The organism is Methylorubrum subtropicum, from assembly GCF_038442325.1.
GTDB classification, from domain to species: domain Bacteria; phylum Pseudomonadota; class Alphaproteobacteria; order Rhizobiales; family Beijerinckiaceae; genus Methylobacterium; species Methylobacterium subtropicum.
On record NZ_JBBXMW010000002.1, the window covers coordinates 379,103 to 403,730 of the forward strand.

Sequence of the window (24,628 nt, forward strand, 5' to 3'; positions counted from 1 at the left end):
CGCTCCCTCCCGCGGCGATCGAGCGACGAGGCGAGGGACAGGAAGGAGCGCGAGGCCGTGGCCGAAGCGACATCTCCAACGACATCCCCTTCACCGGCCGTCGACGTCTCGGGGCTGGTCCGGTCCCTGGGCGATGCGGTGGTGATCTCCGACGCGGACGGCCGGATCGTCACGTGGAATCCGGCGGCCGAGCGGATCTTCGGTTTCAGCGAGGCCGAGGCGATGGGGGAGATGCTCGATCTCATCACCCCGGAGCGCCATCGGCGGCGCCACTGGGACGGCTACGCCAAGACCATGCGCACCGGGCAGACCCGCTACGGGACCTCGCTGCTCAAGGTGCCGGCCCTGCACAAGGACGGGCACACCCTGTCCATCGCCTTCACCGTCTCGCTCCTGTTCGGGGCGGACGGGGAGGTCAGCGGAATCGTCGCGGTCATCCGCGACGAGACCGAGCGCTTCGAGGAGGAGCGCCGCCTGCGCCGCCGCATGGCGGAGCTGGAGGAAGCGCTCGGCACCCTCGTGCTCGCCTGATCCGGCGGGCCCAAGTTCACAACAAGAACAAGACCTTTCGTTTCAAGACTTCACTTCACCTTCAACGAAGTCGTCATAGGGAGAATGCCATCATGTCCCAGCCGCTCGAGGGCATCCGGATCATCGATTTCACCCACGTCCAGGCGGGTCCCGCCTGCACGCAGCTGCTCGCGTGGTTCGGCGCGGACGTGATCAAGGTCGAGCGCCCCGGCGCCGGCGACGTGACCCGCAACCAGCTGCGCCACGTCGAGGACGCGGACGCGCTGTACTTCACGATGCTGAACTCCAACAAGCGCTCGCTGACGCTCGACACCAAGACGCCCCAGGGCAAGGAAGTGCTCGAGAAGCTGATCCGCGAATCCGACGTGATGGTCGAGAATTTCGGCCCCGGCGCGCTCGACCGCATGGGCTTCACCTGGGCCCACATCCAGTCGCTCAACCCCGGCATGATCCTCGCCTCGGTCAAGGGCTTCTCCGACGGCCACCACTACGAGGACCTCAAGGTCTACGAGAACGTCGCGCAGTGCGCGGGCGGTGCCGCCTCGACCACCGGCTTCTGGGACGGCCCGCCCACCGTGTCGGCCGCCGCTCTCGGCGACTCGAACACCGGCATGCATCTGGCCATCGGCATCCTCACCGCGCTGCACGCCAAGACCAAGACCGGCAAGGGCCAGAAGGTCGCCGTGTCGATGCAGGATTCGGTGATCAACCTCTGCCGCGTGAAGCTGCGCGACCAGCAGCGCCTCGACGCCATCGGCTACCTCGAAGAGTACCCGCAATACCCGCACGGCGAGTTCTCGGACGTGGTGCCGCGCGGCGGCAACGCGGGCGGCGGCGGCCAGCCGGGCTGGGTGCTCAAGTGCAAGGGCTGGCAGTCGGACCCGAACGCCTACATCTACTTCACGATCCAGGGCCATGCCTGGGCCCCGATCTGCAAGGCGCTCGGCAAGCCGGAGTGGATCGAGGATCCGGCCTACAACACCGCCCGCGCCCGCCAGGACAAGATCTTCGAGATCTTCGCCTTCATCGAGGATTGGCTGGCCGACAAGACGAAGTTCGAGGCCGTCGACATCCTGCGCAAGTTCGACATCCCGTGCTCGCCGGTGCTGTCGATGAAGGAGATCGCCGCCGATCCGTCGCTGCGCGCCAGCGGCACCATCGTCGAGGTCCCGCACCCGAAGCTCGGCTCGTACCTGACCGTCGGCTCACCGATCAAGTTCTCGGACCTGAAGGTCGACATCAAGGCCTCCCCGCTGCTCGGCGAGCACACCGACGAAGTGCTGGCCGACCTCGGCTACTCGCCCGAGCAGATCGCCGCGATGCACGAGTCCCGCGCGGTTTAAGACCGCGCGCCGGTCTCGCTCCAAAGAATCCTCCCGGGTCGGCGAGCGCCCCGGGAGTGTCTGACCGGACTCCCTTAGAGTCCGGGCTGTTTTTCTCCTCCGTGTGACTTGGCCGGGCCGCCCTACGGTCCGGCCTTTCTTGTTTCCGGCGTCTTTTCGCGACACCGCTCCATCGACGCCCCTCCCCGTCCGCGCCTCGACTCACGGTGCCTGCCGGTGACTGCATTCCTGACCCATCCCCTGCTGCGCCGCCTGCTGCCGCAGCAGGCCCCCGTCAGCCTGCGCGAGCGCGTGCGCGCCGCCTGCGGGGCGCTCATCGGGCTCCTCATCACCGGGCTCGTCGCGCGTGCCGCCATCGGCAACGGGGCCGCGCTCCCGGCGCTGATCGCGCCGATGGGCGCCTCCGCGGTGCTGCTGTTCGCCGTGCCGTCGAGCCCGCTGGCGCAGCCCTGGTCGATCCTCGGCGGAAACCTGATCGCCGCGCTCGTCGGCGTGAGCCTCGGGCGTCTCGTGCCCGATCCGCTCATCGCCGCGGGAATCGCGGGCGGGCTCGCCATCGGCCTGATGATGGCCTTCCGCTGCCTGCATCCGCCGAGCGGCGCGGTGGCGCTCACCGCCGTCCTCGGCGGGCCGGCGATCCACGATCTCGGCTACGGCTTCGTGCTGTGGCCGGTCTGCGCCAATTCCCTGCTGATCCTCGGCGTGGCGATCGCGTTCAACAATCTCACCGGCCGCTCCTACCCGCACGCGACGGCCGCCGCGCCGCAGGCTCCGGCGCCCTCCTCCGGCATGGGCCTGACCGCGGGCGACATCGACGCGGCGCTCGCCGATTTCGATCAGGTGCTCGACATCGGCCGGGGCGATCTGGAGGCGCTGCTGCGGCGCGCCCAGCTCAGCGCCCTGGTGCGCCGCTCCGGCCCTGAGACCTGCGCCTCGATCCTGACCCGCGATGTCGTCGCCATCGCCCCCGAGGCGCCGCTGAGCGAAGCGCTGGCGCTGCTGCGGCGCCACCACATCAAGATGCTGCCCGTCACAGACGAGAACGCCCGCGTGCTCGGCGTCCTCACCCAGACCGACCTGATGGACAAGGCCGAGTGGGACAGTCGCGGCCCCCGCCTCGGGCTGGCCCGGCGCTGGCAACTGACGCTCGGCCGCGGCCGCGCCCCGCATGGCTGCGCCGCCGACGTGATGACGTCCGAGGTGGTGTGCCTGCGCCCGGAGATGACGCTCGCCGAAGTCGCGGTGCGGATGGCCCGCGGCGGGCACCACCACCTGCCCGTGGTCGGCGCGGAGGACCGCCTGTGCGGCGTCGTCGCCCAGTCCGACCTGATCGAAACGCTCGTGGCCCAGGCCGCCAACCGCACCGCGGAGCCGCCGCAGGCCGGCGCCGCGGCGCGAGCCCGCACTGAGGGCGTGCCGCCCGACCTCGCCGCTGGGCTCGCTTAGGGGCTGTTTGATTCCGCGACGATACCCTTTCCGGTCGGCCGCTTCGGAGACCGCCCCGCGCCGTCATCGCGAGGCGGAGCCGAAGCGATCCAGGGCGCGACCTTTCCGGAGAAGGCAAGACCGCGCAGACGAAACGGTCGCGCGACCTTTCCGGATGGTGCGGAGCCCTGGATTGCTTCGGCTTCGCCTCGCAATGACGGGGTGAGGTGAAATCCGACGCGAACAGAGCGGGAAACCGTAGATTTCCACCCTCGCCCTCGCGTCAGGCGAAAAAATCACCCAAAAAGAAATCAACCGCCTGGGTCACCACGGACGAGTCGTAGGCGTGCGGGCCGTCGTACTCGACGTAGGTCAGGTCGTAGCCGGCGCCGCGCAGCAGGCGGGCGTGGTGGCGGGCGCTGCGGTCGATGCCGATCTGCTCGTCGCGCGTCCCGTGCGACAGGAAGATCTTGGGCGCGCCCGCCTGCACGTGAACCGACATGAAACCGGCCGACGAGACGATGAGGTGGCTGACCCGGTCGCCGTTGGTGAGCCCGAGCGAGAGCGCGTAGCTGCCGCCGTCGGAATGGCCGGCGAAGGCGAGATGGCCGGGATCGATCAGGAAGCGGTCAGCGACCTCCGCCAGCGCCCGGTCGAGCCGCTCGCGGTCCGGCCCGTTGCCGGCGATGACGAGGTCCCAGGTCGGGTGCAGCGATTGCGGCGCGAGCAGCAGGAAGCCGCGCGCCTTCGCGTGCCCCTCCAGCATCGGCAGGATCTTGTCCGCGCTGCCCCCGCCGCCGTGGAACAGCACCACCAGCGGCGTCGGCAGACGCGGATCGACGTGCTCGGGCACGCAGAGCACCGCGTCGCGGGTCTCGAACAGCCCGAGGGCGTGGCGCCCCGGCCCCAGCGCCGGCTTCGTCGGCAACCGCGGCAGGAACGACAGCCGCCCGGCGAGGCGCGGGTCGAGGGGAAGGGTCGGATCGGTCGCGGAGGAGGCCATGGGCGTGTCCCTGGTGGCACCCGCTTCCTCTGAGGGCAGCGCGCTTCCCCTCCCCCTTGCGGGGAGGGGTAGGGGTGGGGGTGGTTCAGGAGGAACCGCTCCGGTGCCTTCTGCCCGACCCCCACCTCCTACCTCCTCCCCGCAAGGGGGAGGAGAGCGCCCCTGCAATCTGGGCGAACGAATCGGAAGGCGGGCGGAGTCGTAAAACGAAGAAGACCGCGGCGCCTCGCGGCACCGCGGTCCGGCTACTCAGCGGCAGAAGTCAAAAAAGCCTCAGGCGGTCTTCTTCTTCAGCGTGCTCTGCGGGTTGAGGCTGCCGATGTTGCCGCTCTCGCTGCCGGCGGTCGGGTCGATCACCGCGTTGATGAGGGTCGGCTTGCCCGAATCCATGGCGGCATCGACCGCCCGCTTCAGCTCGTCCGGAGTCGTGACGTTGACGCCCACGCCGCCGAAGGCCTCCATCATCTTGTCGTAGCGGCTGTCCTTCACGAACACCGTGGTGCCCGGATCGCGGCCGGTCGGGTCGATGTCGGTGCCACGGTAGATGCCGTTGTTGTTGAAGATGACGATGCAGACCGGCAGGTCGTAGCGGCAGATGGTCTCCACCTCCATGCCGGAGAAGCCGAAGGCCGAGTCGCCCTCGACGGCGAGCACCGGCTTGCCGGTCTCGACGGCGGCCGCGACGGCGAAGCCCATGCCGATGCCCATCACGCCCCAGGTGCCGACGTCCAGGCGCTTGCGCGGCTGGTACATATCGATGATGCCGCGGGCGAGATCGAGGGTGTTGGCGCCCTCGTTGACGAGGATCGCGTCGGGCCGCTCCTTGATGACGGTGCGCAGCGCGCCAAGCGCCGAGTGGAAGCACATCGGCGAGGAGTTCTTCATCAGCTTCGGGGCCATCTTGGCGATGTTAGCCTCGCGCTTGGAACGGATGGTCTCGATCCAGGGCTGCGGCGCGCCCTTCCAATCCTTGCGGATGCCGGCCAGCAGCGCCTCGACGCAGGAGCCGATGTCGCCGACGAGCGGGGCCGCGATCTCGACGTTCGAGTCCATCTCGCGCGGCTCAATGTCGATCTGGATGAAGCGCTTGGAGCCGGGCTCGCCCCAGGTCTTGCCCTTGCCGTGGGAGAGCAGCCAGTTGAGGCGCGCGCCCACCAGCACGACGACGTCGGAATCCTTCAGAGCGGTCGAGCGGGCCGCACCCGCCGAGAGCGGGTGGGTGTCAGGCAGGAGGCCCTTGGCCATGCTCATCGGCACGTAGGGGATGCCGGACTCCTCCACCAGCGCGCGGACAGCCTCGTCGGCCTGGGCGTAGGCCGCGCCCTTGCCGAGCACGATCAGCGGACGCTCGGCGGTCTTGAGCAGGTCGAGGGCGCGGGCGACCGCGGACGGGGCCGGGAGCTGGGCCGGGGCCGCATCGATCACCTTGACGAGCGACTTGGCGCCGAGGCCGGCATCGATCACCTGCGAGAAAAGCTTGGCGGGCAGGTCGAGATAGACGCCGCCGGGACGGCCGGAGACGGCGGCGCGGATGGCGCGGGCCACGCCGATGCCGATGTCCTGGGCGTGCAGCACGCGGAAGGCGGCCTTGCACAGCGGCTTGGCGATGGCGAGCTGGTCCATCTCCTCGTAGTCGCCCTGCTGGAGGTCGACGATCTCGCGCTCGGACGAGCCGGAGATCAGGATCATCGGGAAGCAGTTGGTGGTGGCGTTGGCGAGCGCGGTCAGGCCATTGAGGAAGCCCGGGGCCGAGACGGTGAGGCAGATGCCCGGCTTCTTGGTGAGGAAGCCGGCGATGGCCGCGGCGTTGCCCGCGTTCTGCTCGTGGCGGAAGGAGACGACGCGCAGGCCCTCGGCCTGGGCGAGGCGGCCGAGATCGGTGATCGGGATGCCGGGGACGTTGTAGATCGTCTCGATGCCGTTGAGCTTGAGCGCGTCGATGACGAGATGGAAGCCGTCGGTCAGCTCCGCTTCCTCGTGGGGCATGGCGCCCGCGGTGATCGCGTCGATGTTCTGGGCCTGGACGGTCATGCGGCGTTCTCCCTTTTGGCTTGAATTCTTCGTCGCTGGTTTTTTGGACGATGTGCGGGCCCTCGGGAGGTGCCTCGCATTCTTTCGATCTGCGGCGCCCGAGGGCGCCGGGCCGTGCGTTCCGGCCTGCGAGTCTTGTCGCGACAGGCTTGGTATACCAAATACCAATTAGGCGGTCAAACGAAACGCGCGGGTGACGAGGCCCGCGCGTTCAGGAGGAGTCCTGCGATGTCGGGCGGCCGAGCCGCCCTCAGGCGAGGCGCACGGCGCTCGCCTCGGTGGCCTCGGCCGTCTCGGCCTCGGAGGCGAGGTAGCGGCGGCGCAGCGGCTTCAGGACGAACACCGCCAGCGCGGCGGCCGTGATGTTGAGCGCGATGATCAGCGCGAACACCGCCGGCCAGCCATAGGCGGCCGAGAGCAGGCTCGCCATCGGCACGAGGAAGGCCGCAGTGCCCTTCGCGGTGTAGAGCAGGCCGGCGTTGCTCGCCGCATACTTCGAGCCGAACGTGTCGCCGCAGGTCGCCGGGAACAGCGAGTAGATCTCGCCGAACACCGCGAAGTAGGCAGCCGTCGCGAAGACGAAGACGTACGGGTTGCGGCCGTAGCCGTACATCACGAGGCAGGCGGTCGCCGCCACCGTGAAGGCGACGAACATCGTGTTCTCGCGACCGATATTGTCCGACACCCAGCCGAAGAACGGCCGGCCGAAGCCGTCGAGGATGCGGTCGAGGGAGATCGCCATCGTCAGCGCGGCCATCTGCAGACCGAACAGGCTCACCGGTACGTCGGCGACGTGGAAGTCGTGGGCGATCGGGCCGATCTGCGCCGCCGTCATCAGGCCGCCGGAGGCCACCATCACGAACATGGCGTACATGGTCCAGAACACGGGCGTGCGCACCGCCTGCTTCGGGGTGCGGTCGACCTTGGTCTGGGGCAGGCGCAGGCTCTTGCGCTTGACCGGGATCGCGACCTTGGGCTTGCGCAGCAGGAACGACAGGGCGACCACGACGAGGCCCTGGCCGATGCCGAAGGTGAGGAAGGCCTGCTCGTAGCCGTGCGAGGCGATCATCCTGGCGATCGGCACGACGGTGATGGCCGCGCCCGCGCCGAAGCCGGCGGCGGTGGCGCCGGCGGCCAGCCCCCGGCGGTCCGGGAACCACTTCAGCGCGTTGCCGACGCAGGTGCCGTAGACGGAGCCCGCGCCGATGCCGCCGATGACGGCCGCAGTGTAGAGCAGGAAGAGCGAGTCGGCGTAGGCGTTGAGCACCCAGGACAGGGCGATCATCACGCCGCCGAAGCAGACCACGATCTTCGGGCCGTAGCGGTCCACGAACCACGTCTCGACCGGCACCAGCCACGTCTCGGTGGCGACGAAGATCGTGAAGGCGAGCTGGATCGCGGCGCGACCCCAATGGTGGGTCTGGTCGATCGGATCGACGAACAGCGTCCAGCCGTATTGCAGGTTGGCGATCATCGCCATGCAGAGCACGCCGAAGGCGAGCTGCCACCACTTGGCGGAAGAGGCGTCCTGCGCCTCCCGCGGTGCCGTCTGGCGTTCCATCCCGGTATTCCTCTTATGGCGTCCGGTGACCCCTCGGGGCGGCATCATGCATAATGTCACAAGGCATACAATATACCAGGAATAAAAAAGCGTACCGGACGTGCTATCGTGCCGGTCGCCGAGCGGTGGAGGCAGCGCCTCCGCTCTCGCCGCTGCGCGGCGCCACACCATCTTGTCTCCCCGGCGCCGGCTGGCCGAAGGATCGGCCGTTTCCGGCGCGGGGGATCGTCACGGCATGTTCGGCAAGGGCGAGGTGAAGCGGGTCCGCCCGCGCTGGCAGGCCGGTCTGCTCTCGGTGGCGCTGCTGCTCGCCGGGGAGGCACGGGCGGCGGAGGGGCGCGCCTTCCTGATCGCGGGCCTCGACGGAAAGACCTTCTTCCGGCCCGAGGGCTCGGTGAACGGGCCGAACGGACGCGACGGGCTCGCCGTCATCGACATCGCCGACCCGGCCCGGCCGCGGCTGGCTCATGTCGTGAGGCTCGACACCTCCGTCTACGGGCCGCCGACCAACCTGCAGATCACGCCGGACGGCCGCCTCGGCCTCGTCACCAGCCCGGTCGCCATGCGGCAGGAGGGCGAGAACTGGTGGGCGCAAGGCGACGACCGCCTGCACGTGGTCGATCTCGCCGCCGAACCGCCCGCCCTGATCGAGACGATCCGCGTCGGCCGGCAGCCCTCGGGCCTGGCGATTGCCAAGGCGGGCGATGTCGCGCTGGTGGCCAACCGCGAGGGCCGCAGCGTGTCGGTCCTGGCGATCGCCGGCCGAAGCGTGCGCGTCGTGGCCGAGGTGGATGTCGGGGCGGAGGCCGCCGCGGTGGCCCTCGCGCCGGACGGGCGGCGGGCCTTTGTGGCCAAGAACAAGGCCGGCACGGTCGGCCTCCTCACCCTCGCGGACGGGCAGTGGCGGCACGATCCCGCCCTCGACATGCCGGTCGGCCCCGGCACCTACGGCCTGGAGGTGACGCCGGACGGGGCCTTCGCGCTCGCCGGCAACACCGGCCCGGCGCCGAGCGACGGCCATGCCGACACGGTCGCGCTGATCCGGGCCGGCACCGCGCGGCCGGTCGTGCTCGATCACACCGGGGTCGGCGACACCGCCGAGACCCTGGCGATCAGCCCCGACGGGCGCCGGGCGGCCATCGCCGTGGTGAAGGGCTCCGCGGCGCCGCAGGCGAGCCCCGCTTACACCCCGGACAGCGCGGCGGTGCTGGTGGCGATCGAGCCGGAGGGAATGCTGCGCCGGCTCGGCGAGGCGCCGGCCGGTGCCGTGGTCCAGGGCATCGCCTTCGACCCGAGCGGCGCCTACGTCTATATCGGCAACTACACCGATCGCAGCCTCGGCGTGTACCGGATCGAGGGGGAGACGATCCGGGAGACCGGTTTCCGGCTCGCGCTGCCGGGCCAGCCGGCCTCCCTGCGCGGTCGCCCCTGAGAGGCGGCGAGCGCTTCGGCAACCTCGTCCGCGTCCCGAGAAAAACGCGCCGGGCGGGGTCCGCCGCGGCGCGCTTCCGTCTCGACCGGTCGGCATGAGCCGGCCGGGTTCTCTCCCGTCAGTGGGCGGTCGCGGTCTTCACCTCGGTCTCGCCCGCGGCCTGCGCCTTGGTGTAGCCCTGGCGCATCGGCTTCAGGACGAAGATCGCCATGAAGGCCGCGAGGATGTTCAGCGCGGCGGCGGCCAGGAACACCGCGTGCCACGAGCCGGTCATCGTGGTGAGGATGCTGGTGTAGGGCACGATCAGGGCCGCGGTGCCCTTGGCCGTGTAGAGCAGGCCGGCATTGGTGGCGGCGTATTTCGAGCCGAAGGTGTCGCCGCAGGTCGCCGGGAACAGCGAGTAGATCTCACCCCAGGCGAAGAACACGAGGCCGGTCAGGATCACGAACATGAACGGGTCCTGGCCGAACTGGCTCAGCATGTAGATGCCGACGCCCTCGATGCCGAAGGAGAGGAACATCGTGTTCTCGCGGCCGATATGGTCGGAGATCCAGCCGAACAGCGGACGCGTCACGCCGTTGAGCACCCGGTCGATGGTGGCGGCGAAGGTGAGCGCCGGCAGCGTGATGCCCATCAGGCTCACGGGGGTGTCGGCGATGTGGAAGTCCTTGGCGATGGGGCCGAGCTGCGCCGTCGCCATCAGGCCGCCCGCGGCCATCATGACGAACATCGCGTACATCACCCAGAAGATCGGGGTGCGGACCATCTCGGCCGGCGCGTAGTCGCGCTTGCTCTGGCTGACGCGGGCGATGGTGGGCACGTCGCCCTTCTTCGGCGCCGACAGCAGCAGCGCCACCGCCATCACGACGAGGCCCTGGCCGAGGCCGAACCAGAAGAAGGCGTGCTCGTAGCTGTAATGGTGGATGACGGCCTGGATCGGCACCACGGTGAGCGCCGAGCCGGCGCCGAAGCCCATGGCGGTGAGGCCGGCGGCGAGACCGCGACGGTCCGGGAACCACTTGAGCGAGTTGCCGACGCAGGTGCCGTAGACCGCGCCCGCCCCCGTGCCGCCGATCGCGGCGCCGACATAGAGCATGAACAGCGAGTCGGCGTAGGCGTTGATCACCCAGGCCAGCCCGCAGAGCAGGCCGCCGACGAGGGTGACGATGCGCGGGCCGTACTTGTCGACGAACCAGCCCTCGATCGGCACGAGCCAGGTCTCGGTGACGACGAAGATCGTGAACGCGACCTGGATCGCGGCGCGGTCCCAGCCGTGGCGCTCCTGGATCGGGTTGACGAAGAAGGTCCAGCCGTACTGCATGTTGGCGATCATGCACATGCAGACGATGCCGAGGACGAGCTGAAGCCAGCGGTTGACCGGTGGCGATGCGGGTGGGGATACGGGCGTCGCGGTGAGCGTTGACATGGGACGTCTCTCCAGGGGGTGCGCCCGGTTGTCCGGGCTGCATCGGCTACGCCCCGACGCGGCACGGGTCCCTGAAGCGGGACGCGCGTGGGTGGGTGGCAGGCCGGCAGGTTAATTCAGCGGCGCCGGGATTAGGCCTCTTGCCCAAACGTGCGGCGGCGCTGACCAGCACCATAATTCAAAATCCAGAATTGACAACAGGTATTCTGTATACCAGTCTCAGGTCAGGGACGCCGCCAGAGCGCCCGGATCGGAGGAGCGCCGTGCCGGCTTCGATGCAGCAGGATTCTGCCCGCATCCGCACCATCCACCGCGACCGCTCGGTCGCGGAGGCGATGCAGGCGCTCGCCGAGCCCGGTCTCGGCGCCCTCGTCGTGGTCGAGGGAACGGGCGCGGACGCCCCCGTCATCGGCCTCTTGACCCAGCGCGACATCTTCCGGGCGGTCGCCGCGGAGGGGCCGGACGTGTATGGTCGCAGCGTCTGGCTCATCACCGATCACGACTTCCCCGCCGTCGACGTCGGAGCCTCCGCCCAGGAGCGCCTGCGCGCCTTCTGCGACCGGCAGGTCGATCATATCGCGCTGATGGAGTCCTGCCGCGTCAGCGCGATCCTGAGCATCTGGGACTGCGCGGGAGAACGCACGATCGAGCGTGCCGCCGGAGTCGTCTCATGAACAATCCTTCGACCACACCGTCCTCGCCGCAACAGGCTCCCGAGATGAAGCACCTCGTCGTCGTCGAATGCCCGATCGTCTTCCCCGGCGAGAACGAGTTCGGGATGTCGAGCGTCGACATGCTGCCCCGCAACGGCATCGCCGCGGGCCTGGAGAGCCGCCACATCCGCGTGCTCGACGAGCGGATCATCGCGGTGTGCATCTTCAAGAGCACGTTCTGCGCCAAGCTGTTCTTCGACGCCGAATGGACCTCGCGCGCCGACACGCTCTGGGGCGACCGCTACCAGATGCGCTTCGAGGCGATCGACAACGCCTCCGCCGCCTGATTTTTTTGCGACTTGGGGGAGGACGTTTCCATGGCCTCCCCGGCGCCCGTGACCGAGCCGGCTTTCGACGCCTGGAACCCCGGCCTCGAACCCGGCCTGCCGCGCGCCCTGATGCCGCTCGCGACCGTTTTCCGGCCCGAGAACGTGGCGCTGCCGCTCTCTGAGATCCTCGAACTGTCGGATTTCAGCGGCCTGCCCGCGACGCGGCTGGCCCCGTTCAGGCCCCGGCGGCTCGCGGTGCACGAGGTGCTGATCCGCGTGATGGCCGACCTCTCGGTGCCGGTCGGCGAGGTCTATGCCGATCTCGGCGTCAACTTCCGCGCCATGGTCACCGCGATCCTGAACGAGGGCGTCGCCCCGCGGATGGCCCAGGTCGAGGCCGCCTTCGAGGCGTTGCGCCGCGAGGCCGAAGCGCTGCTGGCACAGGAACTCGCGATCCTCCTCGACGAGCCCGCCGAACCGCCCGCGCCCCGGCGCTGGCTCGGCCTGCTGCCGCCGAAGCCCGGCCTCCCGCCCCATCCGAGCGACTGGCAGGCGCGGGCGCTCGCCCGGCTCGACGCCCGCTGCGGCCAAGCGAGCGAGGCGGCGTGCGAGGCGGATGGCCTGGAGGGGGCGGTGCGCGGTGCGCTGCGCACCGTGGTCTCGGCCGTCATCGCCCGCCAGGGCACGCTGATCCGCGACCGGGCGCTGCTGGCGCGCCTCGCCCTGATCCTGGTGGCCAACCGCGAGGGCAGCCGCCGCATCGGCGCGCTGATCGCGCCGTGGATGGACGCGGTCGTGTGCGCCCACGGCTACCGGCAGTTGGCGCCCCAGGCCGAGCCGGTGGTGATGACGGTCAAGGGCGCCTCCGCCTCCGGCAAGAGCACGATCCGCCCCTACCAGCGCGACCTCGCCGGGCGGATCGGCGCCGGCTGGTCCGACTTCGCCGTCGTCACGCCGGACGTCTGGCGCAAGTTCCTGCTCGATTACGACGCCCTCGGCCCCCAGCGCCGCTATGCCGGGCCGCTCGCCGGCCACGAGGTCGAGATCGTGGACGCCAAGCTCGACCGCCACATCACGGCGAAGGCCGCCGCCGGGCGCCTGTCGCATCTGCTGATCGACCGCTTCCGCTTCGACAGCTTCTCGGTCGAGCCCAGCGGCGACGGCACCGGCCAGTTGCTGACCCGGTTCGGCCAGCGGGTCTACCTGCAGTTCATGGTGACGCCCCCGGAGGAGACGGTGGAGCGGGCGTGGAAGCGCGGCGAGGAATTCGGCCGCTACAAGGCGGTGGAGGACCTGCTCGCCCACAACGTCGAGGCCTTCACCGGCATGCCGCGACTGTTCTTCACCTGGGCCCTGCGCCGCGACCGGGCGGTGTTCTTCGAGTTTCTCGACAACGACGTGCGAAGAGGGGCGCGCCCGCTGACCATCGCCTTCGGCGGCAACGGCGAGATGACCATCCTCGACGCCCGCGCCCTGATGAGCATCGAGCGCTACCGCCGCATCGACATCGGCGCCCGCGCGCCGGACGAGGTCTATCGCGGCGCCGCGCTCGAGCCGGAGCGCGACGCCGCCTTCCTGCGGGCGATCCTGCGCCGGCTCGACACCGTGCGCTTCGCCGAGCGCGACACCGGCCGGGTCTTTGCGCGGTTCGAGCGAGGTCGCCTGACCGCGCTCGACCGGGCCGGACTCGCGGCGATGCGGGCCGACCCGGCGATGGCGCGGGCGCTCGCGGCGGCGGGTGTGACGGAGCCGTCCGATGCCGCGCTTCCGGGGCTCGACGAGCGGCTGGTACCGGGGAGCGTGGCGACGTTGGGGGCGTGGGGGCCACGGGTGGGGGCCGAGGCGCCCGCCTGACCCTCCCCGTCATTCCGGGGCCGCGCAGCGGAACCCGGAATCCACCCGTGATGCGCGGTGCCCGGTTGCAATCGAACCGTCGCGGCCAGTCGTGGATTCCGGGTTCGCCTTCGGCGCCCCGGAATGACGGTGGAGAGGAGTATCGGAGGGAGCTGCGCCTCAGGCCAGCCGCCGCCGCCGCTCCACCAGTTGCATGATGATCGGCGTCAGGATCAGCTGCATCGCCAGATCGAGCTTGCCGCCGGGGATGACGATGGAGTTGGCCCGGCTCATGAAGCTGTCGTGGATCATCGACACGAGATACGAGAAATCGATCCCCTTCGGGTCCTTGAAGCGGATCACCACCATCGATTCGTCGGCGGTGGGAATCCAGCGGGCGATGAACGGGTTCGAGGTGTCCACCATCGGCACCCGCTGGAAGTTGATGTCCGTCCACGAGAATTGCGGGCAGATCGTCTGCACGTAGTCGGGCATCCGCCGCAGAATCACGTCGGTGACCGCATCGGTGGAGTAGCCGCGGGTCGAGCGGTCGCGGTGGAGCTTCTGAATCCATTCGAGGTTGATCACCGGCACCACCCCGATCTTGAGATCGGGATAGCGGGCGATGTCGACCGCGTTGTCCACGACGCAGCCGTGCAGCCCTTCGTAGAACAGGAGGTCGGAGCCCGGCTGGAAGTTTTCCCACTCGGAAAAACTCCCCTCGGCAATGCCGTAGCGGGCGGCCTCGTCGGCATCGTGGGCGTAGTGGCGGGTCCGCCCGGTGCCGTTCGCGCCGTAACTGCGAAACACCTCCTCCAGCTCGGGCAGGAGGTTGGCGCGCGGCGCGAAGTGGCTCAGCGTCGGCTCGCGCGCCATCTTCGCCCGCATCGTGTCGCGGTCGTAGGCGTGGAAGCCGTCGCCTTCGATGTAGACCGCGCTCACGTCCTCGCGACGAAAAATCTGCTCGAAGGTGTTGCGGACCGAGGTGGTACCGGCGCCCGAGGAGCCGGTGACCGAGATGATGGGGTGACGCGCCGACATTGATGCTTTGGGACTGAGATGAAGACGCGCTCTAAGATCTTATAGGTTGCACGAAACAGGACCGATGGTCCTGTTTCGTGCGTCCGGCGGACGACCGCCGCCGCGCAGTCGCGCGGGCGAACGATGATGAGCGATCATCATCGTTCGGGCTAGCTGCGCATCAGGCCGCGCTGGCCGAACAGCGGCGAGCGCCCGGCGGCGGGCTGGCGCCCGTCGTAATAGGCGGCGACGGCGGCGACTTCCTCGGTCGAGCCGAACACCAGCGGCGAACGCTCGTGAATCTTGGTCGCCACGAGATCGAGGACGCGGGTGCGCCCGTCGGTGGCGGCGGCCCCGGCCTGCTCCATCAGGAAGGCCATCGGCGCGGTCTCGTAGAGCAGGCGCAGGCGGCCCTGGCCGTAGCCCTTGCGGCTGTCGCCCGGATACAGGAACACGCCGCCGCGGATCAGCACGCGCTGCGCGTCGGCCACCAGCGCCGCGGTCCAGCGCATGTTGAAGTCGCGGTCGCGCGGACCGTCCGTGCCGCGCTGGCAATCCTCGATGAAGGCCTTGATCGGGCCGTCCCAGTGGCGGGCGTTCGAGGCGTTGATGGCGTATTCGTTGGCCGAGGGCACCACCTTGAGGGCATCGTGGGTGAGGCGGAACACGCCCTCCGCCCGCTCCAGGGTGAAGATGCGGGTGCCGTCGCCGAGCGTCAGCACGAAGGTCGTGGCTGGGCCGTAGACGACGAAGCCGGCCGCGGTCTGCGTGGTGCCCGGCGTCTTGAACGAGGCGTTGGGATCGCCCTTCGCGACGACCTTCGGGCGGATGCCGAAGATGGTGCCGACCACCATGCCGACCGCGATGTTGGAGGAGCCGTCGAGCGGGTCGATCGCCACCGCCAGCGGTGCGTCGGGGTTCAGCACCACGACGTCGTCGGCCTCCTCCGAGGCGACCTCGGCGACGGGGGCCTGTTCGAGCGCCTGCATGAAGCGCTTGTGGGCGATGACGTCGAGCGCCTTCTGCACGTCGCCGTCGCTGTTGTGCTCGCCCTGCGCGCCCATATCGCCGGCCAGCGCCCCGCGCCCGCAGGTCTCGCTCACGTCGATGGCGGCGGCGCTGAGCGCGCGGATCGTCGCGGCGGTATCGGCGAGCGTCGCGTCGCGCGCGACCTCGGCGTCGAGAAACGCGTCGAGGGAGGACCCGGTCGGCTTCGTCATCGGCTTGTCGCGCTCGCTCCCGTCACCGCCGGCCCGGCGGATTTCTCAGCCCGATGATACCCCGTGCCGTGGCGCCTGCGCCAGCGGGCGCAACACAGTCGGGGAAGGTTTTTGAAAAAACTTGTGGTGCCGCGCAAAAAAACTAAAAGCGAATCATGCGCAATCTCTCGCTCAAGCAGCTCCAGGCGGTCGCCGCGGTGGCGCGGCTCGGCACCATGACGCGGGCGGCGCAGGAGCTCAACGTCACCTCCGCGGCGCTCTACGCCCGCATCCGCCAACTGGAGGAAGAGGCGGGGCTCCTGCTGTTCGACCGCACGCCCACCGGCCTCAAGCCGACGGACGCCGGCCGCGAGATGCTGTGGGCGATCAACAGCATCAACACCGTGCTGGAGACCTGTACCGACAGGCTTCGCACCTTGAAAGGGGGCGGCGGCGGGCGCGTGGCGCTCGGCGTGGTCTCCACCGCCAAATATTTCGCCCCGGCGGTGATCGCGGGTTTCATGGAGAGCCATCCGAAGGTCGAGATCGCGCTCACCGTGGGCAACCGCCAGGGCACGATCGACGCCCTGCGCAACTACGACATCGATTTCGCGATCATGGGCCGCCCGCCGCGCGACTTCGCCATCGAGGCCGAGACCTTCGGCCCCCACCCGCTCGTGGTCATCGCGTCCCCGGACCATCCGCTGGCCGGGCGCCGGGGCCTGAGCCGCTCGGATCTGGCCGAAGAGTCCTTCCTCGTGCGCGAGGAGGGCTCGGGCACGCGCTCGGTGTTCGAGGAGTTCATGAGCGGCGTGATGATCCGCCGGGCCAAGCTCGGGATCGATGCCGGCTCGAACGAGACGCTGAAGCAGGCGGTGATGGCGGGCCTCGGCATCGCGCTGCTGTCGGGCCACACGGTCGCGTCCGAGGTCGAGAGCGGGCGCCTCGCGCTCCTCGACGTGCAGGGCCTGCCGATCCGCCGCGACTGGTACGTGGTGCGCCGCTCCGACAAGGTGCTGGGTCCGGCGGCCGACGCGTTCTGGGACTACCTGTCCCGCGAGGGCCGGCGCTTCCTGCCGCGCCTGCCCGACGAGGCGCTCGCCGGCATGGCCGCCGAGATGGCGCCGCGGCTCAACGCGGAGGCCGACCTCGCCGCGGAGGCGGGCGAGTGAGCGGCATCCTGATCGTCGGCGCGGGTCAGGCCGGTTTCCAGGCCGCCGCCTCGCTGCGGGAGGCGGGCCTCACCGGCCCCCTCACGCTGATCGGCGACGAGGCGCAGCCGCCCTACCAGCGCCCGCCCCTATCCAAGGCCTATCTCGCCGGCAAGACCGATGCCCGCGGCCTGCTGTTGCGGCCCGAATCGTTCTTCACCGAGCACGCCATCACCCATCGCCGCGCCCGCGCCACCGTCATCGACCGGGCGGACCGCCGAGTGCGGCTGGAGGACGGCGAGGCGCTCGCCTACGACCACCTGATCCTCGCCACCGGCACCCGCAACCGGGTATTGCCGGTGCCGGGCGCGGAGCTTGCCGGAGTCCACAGCCTGCGCTCGCTCGACGAGGCCGACGCGCTCAAAAGTGCACTGGAACGCGCAAGAAGAATCGTCGTGGTGGGGGCGGGCTTCATCGGGCTCGAATTCGCCGCCGTCTGCGCCGCCCGCGGCCTGTCCGTCACGGTGATCGAGGCGGCGCCCCGCGTCATGGCGCGGGCGGTCTCGGCGGAGACCTCGCAGGCGTTTCACGAGTTCCACGAGGCGGCCGGCGTCACGATCCTGTTCGGGGCCGGGGTGAGCGCCATCGAGGGCGCGGACGGACACGTCACGTCCGTGGCTCTGGCGAATGGAGAGAACCTTCCGGCCGACCTCGTGCTCGTCGGCATCGGCGTAGTGCCCAACCAAGAGCTTGCCGCGCAGGCCGGGCTGACCGTGCAGGACGGCATCGCGGTCGATGCCTTCCTGGCGACGGACGATCCCGCGATCTCGGCCATCGGCGACTGCGCCCGCTTCCCGACCCGCTTCGCCGCGGGCCTGCCCGGCGGCGACCGGGTGCGGATCGAATCGGTGCAGAACGCGGTCGATCAGGGCCGCTGCCTCGCCGCCCGCCTCACCGGGCGCCCCACCGCCTACGACGCGGTGCCGTGGTTCTGGAGCGACCAGGGCCCGCGCAAGCTGCAGATCGCCGGACTCGGCAGCCCTGACGACGCCAGCGTCCTGCGCCGGGCCGGCGGGGCTTTTTCCGTGTTCCGCTTCCGCGACGGGCGCCTCGCCGCGGTCGAATCGGTCGATCGCCCGGCCGACCACATGGCGGCCCGCCGGATCATCGCGGCCGGCCGCTCGCTCACCCCGGAGCAGGCGGCGGACCCGGCCTTCGATCTGAAGGCGCTGGCCACCGCCTGAGCGTCGTCAGCGATCGTTCTCCGTCGTCAGGTCGCCCAGCCGCGTGCCCTCGTCGCCGCCCCGCTGGCGCTCCGACAGGCGCACGCCGTCGCCGCCGGTGAAGACCACGCCCTCGCGCATCAGCGCGCTGCGCAGGGCCTCGATCTGGCCAGAGGCCGGATCGCCGCTGCCGGCTTCGAAGCCCGTCACGAAGCCCTCGTCGAGGCCGGAGGCCCGGGCGAGGTCCGCCACGCTCCAGCCGAGCAGGCCGCGCGCCGCCCGGGACTGGCCGGGCCCGATCGTGTTGAGGTTCTCGCCGCTGGTGCCGCTCGCGCCCGCTTCGTCCGATCCCGTCAAACCGCTCTCCTGCTCAACTCTGTCCGGCCGCGTGGCCCGTCTGCCGGACAACGGGGCAGGCGCGGCAATCGTTTCGGCGCGGGCGCGAGATAAGCGTCGCGGCGGCGCCTTCACCTGTGAACGGCGGCGCGCGGAGCGACCGCGACCATAATTGTGCTTGAATCTCTGACGATTTCCCGTTCCGCCGCCGGTCCACGCGAATCGCCTTCGACGATCTTGCGCCGATGTGCGTGCCACGGCATCGGCGACATGACTTCAAACCCAGAAGCAGCCGAGCGAGCGAAGGGGGTCGTAAGGACATGAACGGAAAGCTGACCGCCGCGCTGGCCGCCGGCGCGGTCGCCGTCGCCACGCTGGCCGCCGGGCCGGCCCTGGCGCAGCAGGGCACCAACGCGATCACCGGCTTCGGCCAGGGCGGACGCGCGCCGGAGAAGAAGCCGCAATACGTCCCCGGGGCCAAGGCCCAGGAGAAGATGTTCCCGCTCGGCGCCACGTGGACCGCAGTGAGCCTCAACGGCAAGCCGTTCAGCGGCAACGACCGCCCGACCTTCATCATCGACAGCCAGTACCGGGCCCGCGGCTACGGCGGCTGCAACACCTTCACGGCCACCGCCTTCCCCTTGCGCGAGCAGAACCTCGCCGTCGGCCCGCTCGCGCTCACCAAGAAGAGCTGCGACAAGGCGCTCGCCGCCGCCGAGCAGTCCTTCTTCATCGCGCTGCGCACCTCGGGCGCCTGGGACCTCGTCGGCTCGCAGCTCGTGATCCGCACCCAGAACGGCGAGCTGAAGTTCGAACGCGCCCTTTAACCCGCCATTGACGACGATCCACGGTCGCGCCCGCGGATTCACGCCTCGTCAGGCGTCGCGGCCGTTTCCTAAACCCGCAACCGGTGGCGCCCCCGCGCGACCGGTCTTCCAGCGGAGGACGGGATGCGGATCGGCCGGGTTCACCAGCGCGTGGTGCCGAAGGTGGTGCCGCACGCGGTCGCGCTGCCGCGCTACACCTTCATGCGCGCCCACCACGAGGGCGCCGCGCTGCTGGCCGCCTGGGCGACCAGCGCGGCGATCGCCCTGCTGGTGCTCGCCGCCGCCCTCGGGCCGGCCTGACACGGCGCCGACGATACGGGAGATCATCTCGGATGCGGGACCGGCCCATCGGATGATATTGTTGTCGTCGTAAGAGCCGGCGGGAGAAGACTATTCCCCGCCGCCGCGCGAATGCGGAACTCCCTGGCAAAACCTTCGTAAACCTCGACGCTCCTTGGGAAATCGGCTACAGCCCTGCGCCGGACAGCGGGGGCGGATCGGCACTTGGTCATCGTGCCGCCGGCCCCTCGATTTCTCCGCCCAGGGAGTGGACCGCCATGACAGACACCGCGCGCAAAGCCGGACACGGCCGCGTATACGGCTCGATCACCGAGACCATCGGCAACACCCCCCTGGTGCGCCTCAACCGGCTCACCAAGGAGCGCGGCGTCGATGCCGAAATCCTGCTCAAGCTCGAATTCTTCAACCCGATCGCCTCGGTGAAGGACCGCATCGGCGTCAACATGATCGACGCGCTGGAGGCCTCGGGCCGCCTGAAGCCCGGTGGCACCCTGGTCGAGCCGACCTCGGGCAACACCGGCATCGCGCTGGCCTTCGTGGCCGCCGCCCGCGGCTACCGCCTGATCCTCGTCATGCCCGAGACGATGTCGCTGGAGCGGCGCAAGATGCTCGCCTTCCTCGGCGCGCAGCTCGAACTCACCCCCGGCCCGAAGGGCATGAAGGGCGCCATCGCCCGCGCGGAAGAACTGCTGGCCGAGATCGACGGCGCGGTGATGCCGCAACAGTTCGCCAACCCGGCCAACCCCGAGATTCACCGCAAGACGACGGCCGAAGAGATCTGGAACGATACGGACGGGAAGCTCGACGCGTTCGTGGCGGGCGTCGGCACCGGCGGCACGGTGACGGGCGTCGGCGAGGTGCTCAAGCCCCGTCTGCCGGGCCTCAAGGTGTTCGCGGTCGAGCCGGTGGATTCGCCGGTCATCTCCGGCGGCCAGCCGGGCCCGCACAAGATCCAGGGCATCGGCGCGGGCTTCATCCCCGAGAACCTGCACACCGACGTGCTCGACGGCGTGCTGCAGGTGACCAACCAGCAGGCGGTCGACACCGCCCGCGATCTGGCCAAGTTCGAGGGCATCCCCGGCGGCATCTCCACCGGCGGCAACGTCGCGGCGGCGTTGGAACTGGCCGCGCGGCCGGAATTCCAGGGCAAGCGGATCGTCACCGTCGCCTGCTCGTTTGCCGAGCGCTACATCTCGTCGGTGCTGTTCGAGGGCATCGGCTAGTCTTTTTTGGCTCAGCTCGACCGGCGATGATCCACTCATCGCCGGTCGCCCCCGCGACGGTGGGGCGGCGGTCGTCCGCCGGACGCGCTGCGCTCGACCGAAGGTCGGGGGCAGCGCAACATTTCAAGACCGGCGGGCCTGTCGCAGGCCCGCGCGGCAACTCCTCGGGTTCCGGACTGTTGTCCCGGCGAATCCGAGGAGTTTTTCATGACGGATACCCCCCGCCCCTCGCCCGAGGACGCAGCCGCGGATCGTGAGGACGGCACTCTGAAGAAGCCCGACGCCGCCGCGCAGGAGGCGATCGAGCGCGCCACCGCCGCCGTCGGCAGCGACGAGCCGCCGGTCCAGGGAGGCCGCGATGGGGAATGAGAACCGGCCCGACGAGGATCTGACCAACGTCGGCACCCGCAAGCCCGAGGACGCGGTCGGCTCACCCGGCCCCAGCCCCGCGGGCGGCGGCCATCAGACGCCGCAGCAGGCGGCGATCACCGGGCAGGGCTCGGGCGGGCGCAGCGACGACGAGCGGACCGGTGAATGGGGCGGCTCGGAAGAGGGCCGCACGCCGCCGGCCATCGGCGGCTCCTCCGGCGGCCATTCCGACCGCAAGGCCTCGGCCGGCCCGCGCGCGGGCGAGCCGGTGGCCGGTGAGCCCGACCGGGCCAAACAATCTTGAGAGCGACGGGGGGAGCGATGAGCGAGCGCGACAGGGATTCGTCCGAGACGGACCGGGACGGCGGCAAGCCGGCCAATTCGGCGCCCGACGCCGTCAAGGACCCGAACGAGAAGACCGACGGCAAGCCCGGCGTACCGGGCCAGGGCGACGAGACCGATCCCGGCACGGGCTGACACGGAAGCCCCCCCTCTGCGGGGGAGGGAGGGGTGCCATGTCCTTTAAGCCGCAGCCGCTTCCACCCGGTTCCGCCCGGCGGACTTCGCCCGATACAGGGCTGCGTCGGCTCTTCCCAGAATATCGGCCGGGCTGGTGTCGGTCGGGCGGCGGACGGCGACGCCGATCGAGACCGTGACCGTAATATCGCGGGTGCCGCGCTGGACCGCGAAGGGTGCGGCCTCGACGCGCTCGCGGATGCGCTCGGCGATGGCTTGGGCCTCCGGCAGATCGACGCCGGGCACCACCATCACGATCTCCTCGCCGCCGTAGCGGGCCAAGATGTCCATCGGCCGGACCTGCGCGCGGATGCGCTCGGCGAACGCCCGCAGCACCTCGTCGCCGGCTTCATGCCCCCAGGTGTCGTTGATCGATTTGAACCGGTCGATGTCGAGCAGCAGGCAGGCCAGCCCCTTCTGGTGCAGCATCGCGTCGCCGAAGACCGGGCCGATCTGGCGGTCGAGGTAGCGCCGGTTGTGCAGGCCCGTCAGGTCGTCGGTGATCGCGAGTTCCATCGAGGCCTGGAGCGCGCCGCGCAGGGTCTCGGTGAAGCGCCGCCGCCGCACCTGCGTGCGCACCCGCGCCACCAGCTCGTTCCGGTCGATCGGGCGCAGCAGGTAGTCGTTGACGCCGAATTCGAGGCCTCGGGTGATGCGCGTCTTCTCGCCCATCTCGCCCAGCATGATGAGCGAGAGGTTGCGGGTGCGCTCGAGCGAGCGGAGCTGGCTGCACAGGCGCAACCCGTCGAAGCCTTCGAGATCGAGGCTGACCAGCGCCACCTCGAACCCGCCGTCCGGCGCCAGCACCAGGGCGCGATGCGGATCGGTCTCGACGGTGACCCGATGGTGCTGCGCGAGCGCCGTGCCGATCCGGTCGATGGCGCTGGCGCGATCCTCGACGAGGAGCACCTTGGCGTTCTCGCCCGTATCCGCGGCGGCGAGCGCCAGCGGATCGACGCCGCCGATGGCGCGGGTGGCGAGCGCGCGCGAGCGCAGCTCGTCGGTCACGGCCTTGAGCCGCACGAGGCTGCGCACCCGCGTCATCAGGGCGGTGTCGTCGATGGGCTTGGTCAGGAAGTCGTCGGCCCCGGCGTCCAGGCCGCGCAGGCGGTCGGCGGGTTGATCCAGCGCGGTGACGATCACCACCGGCAGGTGGGCGGTGTTGGGGTTCGCCTTCAGGCGGCGGCAGACCTCGAAGCCGTCCATGCCCGGCATCATCACGTCGAGCAGCACCACGTCGCAGGCGCCGCGCTCGCAGATCGTCAGGGCGTCGGGCCCGTTCATGGCGACGACCACGTCGAAATATTCGAGCGACAGCTTCGTTTCGAGCAGCCGCACGTTCGGATAGAGGTCGTCAACGATCAGGACGCGGGCCGACATCGTTCCTCCGCTACGCGGCTGACCGGCCGCCCGGGTCCTCTCGCGAGACGGGGTCTTTCGAGAATCAGGCGGTGCCGTCCTCGCCAATGTACCGCCGAACCGTTGCCAAAAACTTCGCGACCGAGATCGGCTTCGAGAGGTAGGCCTCGCAGCCGCCTTCGCGTATGCGCTCCTCGTCGCCCTTCATCGCGAAGGCCGTGATGGCGATGACGGGGATGTCGCGCAGGTCGTCGTCGTCCTTGAGCCACTTGGTCACCTCCAGCCCCGACACCTCGGGCAGCTGGATGTCCATGAGGATCAGGTCGGGGTGGTGGGCGCGGGCCAGCTCGATCGCCTCGATGCCGTTGGCGGTCTTCAGCGTCGCGTAGCCGTGCGCCTCCAGCAGGTCGTTGAAGAGCTTCATGTTGAGCTCGTTGTCCTCAACGATGAGAACGGTTTTCTTCATGACCTGCTCCGAGGCGGTCCGACCGCGCTCCATCACCTGGCACAGCCCTCGAACTCTCTTTAAACTGCTACTCGTTGATGAAACGCAAACTTGATCATACGGCGGCCGGCGACGAGCGTCTCGCGGTCGAAGTGCTGGGCTGGATCGCGGGCGACGACGAGCGGCTCACCCGCTTCGTCGTCGAGAGCGGGCTCGACCCCGGTACGTTGCGCGAGAGCGCCCGCGATCCGGGCTTCCTCACGGCCGTGCTCGACCACGTGATGGGCGAGGAATTGCGGCTCGTCGCCTGCGCGCAGGCGCTGGAGGTGAAGCCGGAGAAGATCGCCGCCGCGTGGCAGAGGCTGCAACCGCCGCCGTTCGACGACGGTTTCTGAGCGGCTTTATTTTCGCGACGATCGCTACTTCGCCAACTCCTTGAGGCCGAGCCGGATCAGCACTTTGGCCTCCGCCCCCTCCCCGCCCGCCTTCAGCGCGGCGGCGATGGCGGCGGACGCCTGAACCTGGGGATAACCGAGATTGACCAGCGCCGAGATTGCGTCGGCCACCGGCTGGGGCGCGGTGCGGTCCTCGACGGCGCCGGTCAGCGCGATGAGCGCCGGATCGATGGGGGCGAAGGCCGGCGCCTTGTCCTTCAGTTCGGCCACGAGCCGGGCCGCGAGCCGCGGGCCGACGCCCGGCGCGCGGGCGATCCCGCCCTTGTCGCCGGTGGCGATGGCCGAGGCCAGCGCGCCGGGCTCCAGCACCGAGAGCACGCCCAGCGCGACGCGGGTGCCGACCCCCTGCACGGTCTGGAGCAGGCGGAACCACTCCCGCTCCGCGTCCGAGCGGAAGCCGTAGAGGCGGATCATGTCCTCGCGCACGTGCGTCTCGATGGCGAGGTCGGTCGCCTCGCCAGGCGGGGGCAGGCGCTGGAGCGTGCGGGCGGAGCAATGCACCACGTAGCCGACGCCGTTCACGTCGAGGATGACGAAATCCTCGCCGTACGAGTCCACCAGTCCCTTGAGCTTGCCGATCATCCGAAAAACACCGATCAAATGTCGGGATCGGCGCCCGGCCCCTCGTTGCCGCGCCC

26 protein-coding genes are annotated in these 24,628 nt (G+C 70.0%); 16 read left to right on the forward strand and 10 right to left on the reverse strand.

The annotated features are described in order from the left end of the window. The first annotated feature begins 57 nt into the window (after positions 1-57). The 3 genes from AAHG03_RS04680 (at position 58) to AAHG03_RS04690 (ending at position 3,320) form a co-directional block, all read left to right on the forward strand. Entirely contained in the window at positions 58-531 is a 474-nt protein-coding gene (locus tag AAHG03_RS04680) for a PAS domain-containing protein (RefSeq protein WP_342149105.1), read from the forward strand. Between the two features lie 92 nt (positions 532-623). Next, positions 624-1,874, forward strand: a complete 1,251-nt coding sequence (gene frc / locus AAHG03_RS04685; RefSeq protein WP_342149107.1) for a formyl-CoA transferase — start codon at positions 624-626, stop codon at positions 1,872-1,874. A gap of 216 nt (positions 1,875-2,090) precedes the next feature. Further along, a complete protein-coding gene (locus tag AAHG03_RS04690; RefSeq protein WP_342149109.1) occupies positions 2,091-3,320 on the forward strand; it encodes an HPP family protein in 1,230 nt (409 codons plus the stop codon). 262 nt (positions 3,321-3,582) lie between these two features. On the opposite strand, the gene AAHG03_RS04695 is transcribed toward AAHG03_RS04690, so the two are convergent. From AAHG03_RS04695 to oxlT (AAHG03_RS04705), 3 genes are all read right to left on the reverse strand, one after another. Next, on the reverse strand, positions 3,583-4,302 hold the full coding sequence (locus AAHG03_RS04695) for an alpha/beta hydrolase (protein WP_342149111.1): 720 nt from the start codon (positions 4,300-4,302) through the stop codon (positions 3,583-3,585). Positions 4,303-4,575: 273 nt separating this feature from the next. Beyond that, entirely contained in the window at positions 4,576-6,333 is a 1,758-nt protein-coding gene (gene oxc / locus AAHG03_RS04700) for an oxalyl-CoA decarboxylase (protein ID WP_342149113.1), read from the reverse strand. A gap of 250 nt (positions 6,334-6,583) precedes the next feature. Beyond that, positions 6,584-7,894 carry an oxalate/formate MFS antiporter gene (gene oxlT / locus AAHG03_RS04705; protein ID WP_342149115.1) on the reverse strand — a complete coding sequence of 437 codons (1,311 nt, stop codon included), beginning with the start codon at positions 7,892-7,894 and terminating at the stop codon, positions 6,584-6,586. Positions 7,895-8,129: 235 nt separating this feature from the next. On the opposite strand from oxlT (AAHG03_RS04705), the gene AAHG03_RS04710 reads away from it, so the two are divergent. Next, positions 8,130-9,326, forward strand: a complete 1,197-nt coding sequence (locus AAHG03_RS04710) for a YncE family protein (protein WP_342149116.1) — start codon at positions 8,130-8,132, stop codon at positions 9,324-9,326. Positions 9,327-9,444: 118 nt separating this feature from the next. Here AAHG03_RS04710 and oxlT (AAHG03_RS04715) read toward each other — a convergent pair whose 3' ends face one another. Next, positions 9,445-10,752, reverse strand: a complete 1,308-nt coding sequence (gene oxlT, locus AAHG03_RS04715) for an oxalate/formate MFS antiporter (RefSeq protein WP_342149117.1) — start codon at positions 10,750-10,752, stop codon at positions 9,445-9,447. A gap of 263 nt (positions 10,753-11,015) precedes the next feature. Here oxlT (AAHG03_RS04715) and AAHG03_RS04720 point away from each other — a divergent pair, with 263 nt between their 5' ends. The 3 genes from AAHG03_RS04720 to AAHG03_RS04730 are packed head-to-tail and all read left to right on the forward strand — an operon-like array spanning position 11,016 to position 13,588. Further along, complete coding sequence (locus tag AAHG03_RS04720; protein ID WP_342149118.1) at positions 11,016-11,426, forward strand: CBS domain-containing protein; 411 nt, start codon at positions 11,016-11,018, stop codon at positions 11,424-11,426. Then, positions 11,423-11,752, forward strand: a complete 330-nt coding sequence (locus tag AAHG03_RS04725) for a hypothetical protein (protein ID WP_342149119.1) — start codon at positions 11,423-11,425, stop codon at positions 11,750-11,752. The genes AAHG03_RS04720 and AAHG03_RS04725 overlap by 4 nt, the downstream gene beginning before the upstream one ends. A 30-nt stretch (positions 11,753-11,782) precedes the next feature. Next, on the forward strand, positions 11,783-13,588 hold the full coding sequence (locus AAHG03_RS04730; protein WP_342149120.1) for a DEAD/DEAH box helicase family protein: 1,806 nt from the start codon (positions 11,783-11,785) through the stop codon (positions 13,586-13,588). A 159-nt stretch (positions 13,589-13,747) separates the two neighbouring features. Here the strand turns inward: AAHG03_RS04730 and AAHG03_RS04735 are convergent, their stop codons facing one another. Both AAHG03_RS04735 and AAHG03_RS04740 read right to left on the reverse strand, forming a co-directional pair. Next, a complete protein-coding gene (locus AAHG03_RS04735; RefSeq protein WP_342149122.1) occupies positions 13,748-14,608 on the reverse strand; it encodes a phosphoribulokinase in 861 nt (286 codons plus the stop codon). A gap of 149 nt (positions 14,609-14,757) precedes the next feature. Next, complete coding sequence (locus AAHG03_RS04740; protein ID WP_342149123.1) at positions 14,758-15,807, reverse strand: class 1 fructose-bisphosphatase; 1,050 nt, start codon at positions 15,805-15,807, stop codon at positions 14,758-14,760. A gap of 155 nt (positions 15,808-15,962) precedes the next feature. Between AAHG03_RS04740 and AAHG03_RS04745 the strand changes: the two genes are divergently transcribed. Together AAHG03_RS04745 and AAHG03_RS04750 are read left to right on the forward strand one after the other, a co-directional pair. Further along, positions 15,963-16,958: a LysR family transcriptional regulator gene (locus AAHG03_RS04745; RefSeq protein ID WP_342149124.1), complete on the forward strand. Its 996-nt coding sequence runs from the start codon at positions 15,963-15,965 to the stop codon at positions 16,956-16,958. Then, on the forward strand, positions 16,955-18,181 hold the full coding sequence (locus AAHG03_RS04750; protein ID WP_342149126.1) for an NAD(P)/FAD-dependent oxidoreductase: 1,227 nt from the start codon (positions 16,955-16,957) through the stop codon (positions 18,179-18,181). Before AAHG03_RS04745 ends, AAHG03_RS04750 begins: the two co-directional genes overlap by 4 nt. Before the next feature lie 6 nt (positions 18,182-18,187). On the opposite strand, the gene AAHG03_RS04755 is transcribed toward AAHG03_RS04750, so the two are convergent. Beyond that, on the reverse strand, positions 18,188-18,517 hold the full coding sequence (locus tag AAHG03_RS04755) for a helix-turn-helix domain-containing protein (RefSeq protein WP_412759716.1): 330 nt from the start codon (positions 18,515-18,517) through the stop codon (positions 18,188-18,190). 299 nt (positions 18,518-18,816) lie between these two features. On the opposite strand from AAHG03_RS04755, the gene AAHG03_RS04760 reads away from it, so the two are divergent. The 6 genes from AAHG03_RS04760 (at position 18,817) to AAHG03_RS04785 (ending at position 21,692) form a co-directional block, all read left to right on the forward strand. After that, positions 18,817-19,323, forward strand: a complete 507-nt coding sequence (locus tag AAHG03_RS04760; protein ID WP_342149128.1) for an META domain-containing protein — start codon at positions 18,817-18,819, stop codon at positions 19,321-19,323. Between the two features lie 123 nt (positions 19,324-19,446). Next, the gene (locus tag AAHG03_RS04765) at positions 19,447-19,623 is read left to right on the forward strand and encodes a hypothetical protein (RefSeq protein ID WP_342149130.1); all 177 of its coding nucleotides are present in this window, start codon (positions 19,447-19,449) and stop codon (positions 19,621-19,623) included. Positions 19,624-19,880: 257 nt separating this feature from the next. Next, positions 19,881-20,846: a cysteine synthase A gene (cysK, locus tag AAHG03_RS04770; protein ID WP_342149131.1), complete on the forward strand. Its 966-nt coding sequence runs from the start codon at positions 19,881-19,883 to the stop codon at positions 20,844-20,846. Between the two features lie 207 nt (positions 20,847-21,053). Beyond that, positions 21,054-21,215, forward strand: coding sequence for a hypothetical protein (locus AAHG03_RS04775; RefSeq protein ID WP_342149133.1), 162 nt, complete (start codon positions 21,054-21,056; stop codon positions 21,213-21,215). Beyond that, complete coding sequence (locus AAHG03_RS04780; protein WP_342149134.1) at positions 21,205-21,519, forward strand: hypothetical protein; 315 nt, start codon at positions 21,205-21,207, stop codon at positions 21,517-21,519. The genes AAHG03_RS04775 and AAHG03_RS04780 overlap by 11 nt, the downstream gene beginning before the upstream one ends. Before the next feature lie 17 nt (positions 21,520-21,536). Beyond that, a complete protein-coding gene (locus tag AAHG03_RS04785; RefSeq protein WP_342149136.1) occupies positions 21,537-21,692 on the forward strand; it encodes a hypothetical protein in 156 nt (51 codons plus the stop codon). 45 nt (positions 21,693-21,737) lie between these two features. Here AAHG03_RS04785 and AAHG03_RS04790 read toward each other — a convergent pair whose 3' ends face one another. Together AAHG03_RS04790 and AAHG03_RS04795 are read right to left on the reverse strand one after the other, a co-directional pair. Further along, positions 21,738-23,111: a PleD family two-component system response regulator gene (locus tag AAHG03_RS04790; protein WP_342149137.1), complete on the reverse strand. Its 1,374-nt coding sequence runs from the start codon at positions 23,109-23,111 to the stop codon at positions 21,738-21,740. A 64-nt stretch (positions 23,112-23,175) separates the two neighbouring features. Beyond that, positions 23,176-23,556, reverse strand: coding sequence for a response regulator (locus AAHG03_RS04795; protein WP_137831475.1), 381 nt, complete (start codon positions 23,554-23,556; stop codon positions 23,176-23,178). A gap of 77 nt (positions 23,557-23,633) precedes the next feature. On the opposite strand from AAHG03_RS04795, the gene AAHG03_RS04800 reads away from it, so the two are divergent. Further along, the gene (locus AAHG03_RS04800) at positions 23,634-23,930 is read left to right on the forward strand and encodes a DUF3572 domain-containing protein (protein WP_342149140.1); all 297 of its coding nucleotides are present in this window, start codon (positions 23,634-23,636) and stop codon (positions 23,928-23,930) included. A gap of 24 nt (positions 23,931-23,954) precedes the next feature. Here the strand turns inward: AAHG03_RS04800 and ruvA are convergent, their stop codons facing one another. Further along, positions 23,955-24,572, reverse strand: a complete 618-nt coding sequence (ruvA, locus tag AAHG03_RS04805; protein ID WP_342149141.1) for a Holliday junction branch migration protein RuvA — start codon at positions 24,570-24,572, stop codon at positions 23,955-23,957. Between the last annotated feature and the right edge of the window lie 56 nt (positions 24,573-24,628).

Bases quoted from the DNA above. Each gene is read 5' to 3' on its own strand.
- frc (WP_342149107.1), top strand. From the start codon at position 624: ATGTCCCAGCCGCTCGAGGGCATCCGGATCATCGATTTCACCCACGTC.
- AAHG03_RS04695 (WP_342149111.1), bottom strand. From the start codon at position 4,302: ATGGCCTCCTCCGCGACCGATCCGACCCTTCCCCTCGACCCGCGCCTC.
- oxc (WP_342149113.1), bottom strand. From the start codon at position 6,333: ATGACCGTCCAGGCCCAGAACATCGACGCGATCACCGCGGGCGCCATG.
- oxlT (WP_342149115.1), bottom strand. From the start codon at position 7,894: ATGGAACGCCAGACGGCACCGCGGGAGGCGCAGGACGCCTCTTCCGCC.
- AAHG03_RS04710 (WP_342149116.1), top strand. From the start codon at position 8,130: ATGTTCGGCAAGGGCGAGGTGAAGCGGGTCCGCCCGCGCTGGCAGGCC.
- oxlT (WP_342149117.1), bottom strand. From the start codon at position 10,752: ATGTCAACGCTCACCGCGACGCCCGTATCCCCACCCGCATCGCCACCG.
- AAHG03_RS04725 (WP_342149119.1), top strand. From the start codon at position 11,423: ATGAACAATCCTTCGACCACACCGTCCTCGCCGCAACAGGCTCCCGAG.
- AAHG03_RS04730 (WP_342149120.1), top strand. From the start codon at position 11,783: ATGGCCTCCCCGGCGCCCGTGACCGAGCCGGCTTTCGACGCCTGGAAC.
- AAHG03_RS04735 (WP_342149122.1), bottom strand. From the start codon at position 14,608: ATGTCGGCGCGTCACCCCATCATCTCGGTCACCGGCTCCTCGGGCGCC.
- AAHG03_RS04740 (WP_342149123.1), bottom strand. From the start codon at position 15,807: ATGACGAAGCCGACCGGGTCCTCCCTCGACGCGTTTCTCGACGCCGAG.
- AAHG03_RS04745 (WP_342149124.1), top strand. From the start codon at position 15,963: ATGCGCAATCTCTCGCTCAAGCAGCTCCAGGCGGTCGCCGCGGTGGCG.
- AAHG03_RS04760 (WP_342149128.1), top strand. From the start codon at position 18,817: ATGAACGGAAAGCTGACCGCCGCGCTGGCCGCCGGCGCGGTCGCCGTC.
- AAHG03_RS04765 (WP_342149130.1), top strand. From the start codon at position 19,447: ATGCGGATCGGCCGGGTTCACCAGCGCGTGGTGCCGAAGGTGGTGCCG.
- cysK (WP_342149131.1), top strand. From the start codon at position 19,881: ATGACAGACACCGCGCGCAAAGCCGGACACGGCCGCGTATACGGCTCG.
- AAHG03_RS04775 (WP_342149133.1), top strand. From the start codon at position 21,054: ATGACGGATACCCCCCGCCCCTCGCCCGAGGACGCAGCCGCGGATCGT.
- AAHG03_RS04780 (WP_342149134.1), top strand. From the start codon at position 21,205: ATGGGGAATGAGAACCGGCCCGACGAGGATCTGACCAACGTCGGCACC.
- AAHG03_RS04785 (WP_342149136.1), top strand. From the start codon at position 21,537: ATGAGCGAGCGCGACAGGGATTCGTCCGAGACGGACCGGGACGGCGGC.
- AAHG03_RS04790 (WP_342149137.1), bottom strand. From the start codon at position 23,111: ATGTCGGCCCGCGTCCTGATCGTTGACGACCTCTATCCGAACGTGCGG.
- AAHG03_RS04795 (WP_137831475.1), bottom strand. From the start codon at position 23,556: ATGAAGAAAACCGTTCTCATCGTTGAGGACAACGAGCTCAACATGAAG.
- AAHG03_RS04800 (WP_342149140.1), top strand. From the start codon at position 23,634: ATGAAACGCAAACTTGATCATACGGCGGCCGGCGACGAGCGTCTCGCG.
- ruvA (WP_342149141.1), bottom strand. From the start codon at position 24,572: ATGATCGGCAAGCTCAAGGGACTGGTGGACTCGTACGGCGAGGATTTC.